Origin of the sequence: uncultured Aquincola sp. (assembly GCF_964001545.1) — a bacterium.
Classification (GTDB): Bacteria; Pseudomonadota; Gammaproteobacteria; order Burkholderiales; family Burkholderiaceae_C; genus Aquincola.
The window spans coordinates 1-6,464 of sequence record NZ_CAXFDV010000418.1; the positions used below are offsets into that span (position 1 = coordinate 1).

A 6,464-nucleotide genomic window follows, 5' to 3' on the forward strand; every position below is an offset into this window, starting at 1 on the left:
CCACCACCACTTCGCGGACCACGGCATCGGCCTGGACAACCTGTCCATCGACGTGCCGAAGATGCTGGCCCGCAAGGACCTGGTGGTCAAGCAGAACAACGACGGCATCCTGTACCTGTTCAAGAAGAACAAGGTCAGCTTCTTCCACGGCCGCGGCTCCTTCGCCAAGGCCGCGGACGGCGGCTACGAGATCAGCGTCGCCGGCAAGGAAGCCGAGACCCTGGTGGCCAAGCATGTGATCGTGGCCACCGGCTCCAACGCCCGTGCGCTGCCGGGCGTGCCCTTCGACGAAGTCAACGTGCTGTCCAACGACGGCGCGCTGAAGGTCGGCGCGGTGCCCCGGAAGCTGGGGGTCATCGGCTCCGGCGTCATCGGCCTGGAGATGGGCTCGGTGTGGCGCCGCCTGGGCGCTGAAGTCACCGTGCTCGAAGCCCTGCCCACCTTCCTGGCGGCGGTGGACGAGCAGGTGGCCAAGGAAGCCCACAAGGCGTTCACCAAGCAGGGCCTGAAGATCGAGCTGGGCGTCAAGATCGGCGAGATCAAGAACGAAGCCGGTGGCGTGACGGTGGCCTACACCGACGCCAAGGGCGGCGCGCAAAGCCTGGCGGTGGACAAGCTGATCGTTTCGATCGGCCGCACGCCCAACACCATCGGCCTCAATGCCGAAGCGGTGGGCCTGAAGCTGGACGAGCGTGGCGCCATCGTGGTGGACGGCGACTGCAAGACCAACCTGCCCAACGTGTGGGCCATCGGCGACGTGGTGCGCGGCCCGATGCTGGCGCACAAGGCGGAAGAAGAAGGCGTGGCCGTGGCCGAGCGCATTGCCGGCCAGCATGGGCACGTCAACTTCAACACCATCCCGTGGGTGATCTACACCAGCCCCGAGATCGCCTGGGTCGGCCAGACCGAGCAGCAGCTCAAGGCCGAAGGCCGTGCCTACAAGGCCGGCAGCTTCCCGTTCATGGCCAACGGCCGTGCGCGCGCGCTGGGCGACACCACCGGCTTCGTCAAGTTCCTGGCCGATGCCAAGACCGACGAGATCCTGGGTGTTCACATCGTCGGCCCGATGGCCAGCGAGCTGATCTCCGAGGCGGTGGTGGCGATGGAGTTCAAGGCCAGCGCCGAAGACATCGCGCGCATCTGCCATGCGCACCCGTCGCTGTCCGAGGCCACCAAGGAAGCCGCGCTCGCCGTCGACAAGCGCACGCTCAACTTCTGATGGCGGCCGGGCTGGTGCACGGCCTGCCTGCCTGACGCCCATGGGGGTCAGGCAGGTCTACGAAGCCGCGCTTCAGGCCCGCGGCTACAAGAGCGACCCCGCGCAGTTGCGCGCCATCGCCGCGCTGGAGCGCTGCGAGAACGAGTGGATCAGCTACCTGGCCCAGCGCAGCAACGCGGTTACCCGCATGCTGCGCCGCCCGCCGATTCCGCGTGGCGTGTACATGGTCGGCGGGGTGGGGCGGGGCAAGAGCTTCCTGATGGACTGCTTCTTCCAGTCCGTGCCGCTGCGCCGCAAGACGCGGCTGCACTTCCACGAGTTCATGCGCGAGGTGCACCGCGAGCTGCAGGAGCTCAAGGGCCTGCAGAACCCGCTGGACGAACTGGGCAAGCGGGTGGCGCGGCGCTTCCGCCTCATCTGCTTCGACGAATTCCACATCGCCGACGTGACGGACGCGATGATCCTGCACCGCATGCTGGACGCGCTGTTCGCCAACCGGGTGAGCATCGTCACCACCAGCAACTTCAGGCCCGAGGGGCTGTACCCCAACGGCCTGCACCGCGACCGCATCCTGCCCGCCATCGACTTGCTGAACGAGCGGATGGAGGTGATCGATGTGGACAACGGCACCGACTACCGCAGCATCACGCTGGAGCAGGTGGCGATGTACCACACGCCGCTGGGGCCCGAGGCCGACGCCGCGATGAACGAGGCCTTCGACAAGCTGGCCGAGGCGCGCGACGAAGACCCGGTGCTGCACATCGAGCAGCGCGAGATCCGCTCGCGCCGCAAGGCCGGTGGCGTGGTGTGGTTCGACTTCAAGCAGCTGTGCGGCGGACCGCGTTCGCAGAACGACTATCTCGAGATCGCGACGCAGTTCCACACCGTGCTGCTGTCCAACGTGCCGATGATGCCGCCCAACCTAGCCAGCGAGGCGCGGCGCTTCACGCTGCTGATCGACGTGCTCTATGACCGCCGGGTCAAGCTCATCCTGTCGGCGGCGGTGCCGGCCGAACAGCTGTACACCGAAGGGCCGCTGGCGCACGAGTTTCCGCGCACGGTCTCGCGGCTGAACGAGATGCGTTCGGCCGAGTTCCTGGCGCTGAAACGGCGCGACGTCGACACCCGCATCACCTGAAAGGCGCCCGCATGATCCGTTGGCCGACCCTGCTGCCGCTGGCCCGCCGCTGTGGTGTGGTGCTGGGGTTCAGCGCCGCGATGGGCGGCCTGGCAGCGCCTGCCGCGGCCGCCGGTGACGCGGCTGCTTCGGCACCGCCGGCGGCCACCGTGCCTTCGGCCGCGCAGGAGCGCCAGCGCATCGACGCTGAGCAGAACGCCGCCGAGGCCCGCTACCGCGAACGCGAGGCGCAATGCCGGCAGCAGTTCGTCGTCACCGCCTGCGTCAACAAGGCCAAGGCCGAGCGCCGAGAGCTGCTGGAGAGCCTGCGCAACCAGCGCCTGCTGCTGGACGAAGCCGCCCGCAAGCAGCGCGCGGCCGACCGGCTGGCCGGCATCGAGCAGCGCCAGCGCGAGCGGGCCGAAGGTGAGCGCGAAGCCGCCGTGCGCGCGGCCCAGCGCGCCTCCGACGCGGGCGCCCGCACGCCCGCGGCACCGGCGTCGGCTTCTGCGGGTCGGCTGCTGCCGGCGGCACCGTCGCCCCAGCAGCAGCAACGCCGTGCCGAAGAGGCCAGCGCCGAAAAGGCCCGCGCCGCCGAGCGTGTGAAGGAACGCGCGCAACGCGCTTCCGAGGCAGAGGCCCACCGCGACAAGGTGCTGGAGCGCAACCGGCGCGACCCGCCTGCGCCGTCGCTGCCTACGCCCGGCGCACCGCGCTGAACGCGGCCCAGGCCGTCAACGTGCGGCGCCGGTCACCGCGGCGCCGCCGCGCGGCATCGCATCGATGCGCAGCAGCGCCAGCGACAGGTTGTCGCCACCGCCCCGCGCGCGCTGGCGGGCCTTGTTGATCAGCATCTCCGCCGCTTCGCGCGGCGGCAGCGCATCGACGATGGTGCCCAGTTCCTGCGGGGTGAAGTAGTGCCACAGGCCGTCGCTGCAGGCCAGCAGGCTGTCGCCCACTTCCAGGCGGTCGATGCGGTTCAGGGTCAGCGGCGGGTCTTGCTGGGTGCCCAGGCAGCCGGTCAGCAGGTTGGATTGCGGATGGCTGTTGGCCTCTTCTTCGGCCAGCCGGCCTTCGTCGATCAGCCGCTGCACGAACGAATGGTCGATGGTGCGCGACACCAGATGCGGCCCGCGGAAGTGGTAGATGCGCGAATCGCCCGCATGCACCAGCTGGCAGCTGCGGTCGGCGCCCACCAGGAAAGCGGCCACCGTGCTGTGCGGCTCTTCCTCGGCAGTGATGGCGGTGAGCTTGATCATCAGGTGCGCTTCCTGCACCAGCTGCTTCAGCGTCTCGGCAGCGTCGTCGCTGCCGGGCACGAAGCGGTCGAACAGCTGGCGCGCGGTCAGCAGCACCTGATCGGCCGCCTTGCGCCCGCCGCTCTTGCCGCCCATGCCGTCGGCCAGCACGCCCAGCGCCACACCCGGCACGCGGGCATGCGTCAGCAGCTCGACCTGGTCCTGCTGGTAGGCGCGGTCGCCGCGGTGGATGCCGGTGGCGGCCGACAGCCGGTGGCCGGTGGCGGCGGTGGGCGTGGGGGAGGGGGCGGAAGCGGGGAAGGCGCTGGACATCACGGCAATATACGGGAAGGAGTCGCCTAAACTCGGCCGGCTGCCATGTCCGACAACCTGCATTCGCCCCAGCGCCTGCTCATCGAGCTTCGGATGGAGCATGCCGACCTCGACAGCGTGATCGACCGCCTGTCGCTGACCCAGCCCGACGACGACCTGGCCCTGCGGCGGCTCAAGAAGCGCCGGCTGCTGCTGCGCGACCAGATCGCCCGGCTGGAAGTGCAGCTGGAGCCGCCCGAGCCGGCCTGAGCCCGTCATCCCCCCGCCTTCTTCTTTCCTTGACCGAGTGACCGACAACCCCGACGTCGTGCCCGACGCGATGCCCGACGCCTGGCCCGCGGTGCCCCCGGCCGAGCCTGTGGTCGACCTGGCTGAAGCGGTGCGCCGCGCCTTCGCGCTCGACGGTCCGCTGTCGGCCGCCGACCCGCACTACATGGAGCGTGAAGGCCAGCAGCGCCTGGCGCTGGCCGTGGCCCGTGCGGTGGAAGAGCGCAGCGCCCTGGTGGCCGAAGCCGGCACCGGCACCGGCAAGACCTTTGCGTACCTGGTGCCGCTGCTGCTGTCGGGCCGGCGGGCGCTGGTGAGCACCGCCACCAAGAGCCTGCAGGACCAGCTGTTCCTGCGCGACCTGCCACGCCTGCGCGAGGCGCTGCAGGTGCCCGTCACGCTGGCGCTGCTCAAGGGCCGCGCCAGCTACCTGTGCCTGCACCGGCTGGAACAGGCGCGCCAGACCATCTCGTTGGCCGACCGCTTCGCGCTGCGGGCGCTGGCCCGCATCGAGCAATGGGCGACCACCACCGCCGGCGGCGACCTGGCCGAGCTGGAAGGCCTGGACGAGCGCTCGCCGGTGATCCCCATGGTCACCAGCACCCGCGACAACTGCCTGGGCACCGACTGCCCGCGCTACCGCGACTGCCATGTGATGAAGGCCCGCCGCGACGCGATGGCGGCCGACCTGGTGGTGGTCAACCACCACCTGTTTTTTGCCGACATGGCGCTGCGGGACAGCGGCGTGGCCGAGCTGCTGCCCACGGTGGATGCGGCGGTGTTCGACGAAGCCCACCAGCTGGTGGACGTGGGCACCCAGTTCCTGGGCCGCGCGTTGGGCACGGCGCAGCTGGTGGACCTGTCGCGCGACCTGCTGGGTCTGGGCCAGCAGCTGGCCCGCGGCCAGGCCGATTGGCAGGCGCTGGCCGCCGCCTGCGACCGCGCCGCGCGTGAGCTGCGCATCGCCGCCGTCGGCCCGCTGCGCGAGGTGCATGCCGCCCTCAAGCTGCGCTGGGCCGAGCGGGCCGGGCACGACGCCTTCCTCGACGCCATCGACGACGTGGGCGCCGCCTTCGACGCCGCGGTGCAGGCGCTGGAAGCCGTGAGCGACGGCCAGCCCGACCTGCAGCGGCTGCAGGCCCGCGCCGAGCATGCGGTGCAGATGGCGCGACACTTCGTGGAGCCGGGCACGCCCGACCATGTGCGCTGGGTGGACCTGAGCGCCCAGCAGGCGCGGTTGATCGAAGCGCCGCTGGACATCCGCCAGCTGCTGACCGAGCAGCGCAACGCCGCGCCGCGGGCCTGGGTGTTCACCTCGGCCACGCTGGGCGACGACGAGGAGATGCGCTGGTTCACCGTGGCCGCCGGCCTGGAAGACGCGGCCAAGCTGCGCGTGGGCAGCCCCTTCGACTACCCGGAGAACGCGCGCCTCTTCATCCCGCCACGCTTTCCCAAGCCCAACGATCCCGGCCATGCCGAGGCGGTGGGCCGGCTGGCCGGCCGCTGCGCCAGTGCGCTGCGCGGCCGCACCTTCGTGCTCACCACCACGCTGCGGGCGATGCAGGTCATCGCCCAGGCGCTGCGCGACGAGCTGGCCTGGGCGGGTGGCGACGTGGAGGTGCTGGTGCAGGGCCAGCAGCCCAAGCGGGCGCTGATGCAGCGCTTCCTGGCCAACCCGGCCAGCGTGCTGGTGGGCTCGCAAAGCTTCTGGGAAGGCATCGACGTGCCGGGCGATGCCTTGCAGTGCGTGCTGATCGACAAGCTGCCGTTTCCGCCGCCCAACGACCCGCTGGTGGAAGCGCGGGTCAAGCGCATCGAAAGCGAAGGCGGCAATGCCTTCGGCGAGCTGTTCGTCGCCGATGCCGCCATCAGCCTGAAGCAGGGCGCCGGCCGCCTGATCCGCAGCGAAACCGACCGCGGCCTGCTGGTGGTGTGCGACCCCCGCATGGCCCAGATGAACTACGGCCGCCGCCTGCGCGCCGCGCTACCGCCCATGACGCTGGCCACCAGCGAGCAAGAAGCGCTCGACTGGCTCCATCACCTCGCCGAAGCGCACGAGTAGCGGAAACAGCAACGGCCGCCGCAGCAGCCGTTGACCCAAGCCGTGAGCCCCCCGCCGAGCCGCCTCAAGGGGCGGCTCACCGCCCCCCCGGGGGGCTGGCGCCGCGTAGGCGGCGTCAGGGGGCTGGATTCACCAAAACTGCCACCAAGCCTTCTCGCGCTCGCGCAGGCCATCCGACAGGAACTTGCTGTCCGGGAAGTTCTGCTTCAGCACCCGCGTGCTGTCGTC

General features: G+C 70.5%; 6 protein-coding genes. 5 read left to right on the forward strand and 1 reads right to left on the reverse strand.

Features of this window, described 5'->3' with window-relative positions; all coding sequences use genetic code 11:
* From lpdA to ABNT58_RS14235, 3 genes are all read left to right on the forward strand, one after another.
* On the forward strand, nt 1–1,219 hold a 1,219-nt coding region (gene lpdA / locus ABNT58_RS14225; RefSeq protein ID WP_348754119.1), incomplete at its 5' end, for a dihydrolipoyl dehydrogenase.
* Between the two features lie 40 nt (nt 1,220–1,259).
* Nucleotides 1,260–2,357: a cell division protein ZapE gene (zapE, locus tag ABNT58_RS14230; protein WP_348754120.1), complete on the forward strand. Its 1,098-nt coding sequence runs from the start codon at nt 1,260–1,262 to the stop codon at nt 2,355–2,357.
* Nucleotides 2,358–2,368: 11 nt separating this feature from the next.
* Nucleotides 2,369–3,055, forward strand: a complete 687-nt coding sequence (locus ABNT58_RS14235) for a hypothetical protein (protein WP_348754121.1) — start codon at nt 2,369–2,371, stop codon at nt 3,053–3,055.
* 15 nt (nt 3,056–3,070) lie between these two features.
* On the opposite strand, the gene ABNT58_RS14240 is transcribed toward ABNT58_RS14235, so the two are convergent.
* Nucleotides 3,071–3,907, reverse strand: coding sequence for a protein phosphatase 2C domain-containing protein (locus ABNT58_RS14240; RefSeq protein WP_348754122.1), 837 nt, complete (start codon nt 3,905–3,907; stop codon nt 3,071–3,073).
* A 45-nt stretch (nt 3,908–3,952) separates the two neighbouring features.
* On the opposite strand from ABNT58_RS14240, the gene ABNT58_RS14245 reads away from it, so the two are divergent.
* Both ABNT58_RS14245 and ABNT58_RS14250 read left to right on the forward strand, forming a co-directional pair.
* Nucleotides 3,953–4,156 (forward strand): DUF465 domain-containing protein, encoded by a 204-nt coding sequence (locus ABNT58_RS14245; protein WP_348754123.1) that lies wholly within the window; start codon nt 3,953–3,955, stop codon nt 4,154–4,156.
* Nucleotides 4,157–4,226: 70 nt separating this feature from the next.
* Nucleotides 4,227–6,236: an ATP-dependent DNA helicase gene (locus ABNT58_RS14250; RefSeq protein ID WP_348754124.1), complete on the forward strand. Its 2,010-nt coding sequence runs from the start codon at nt 4,227–4,229 to the stop codon at nt 6,234–6,236.
* Nucleotides 6,237–6,464: the final 228 nt, after the last annotated feature.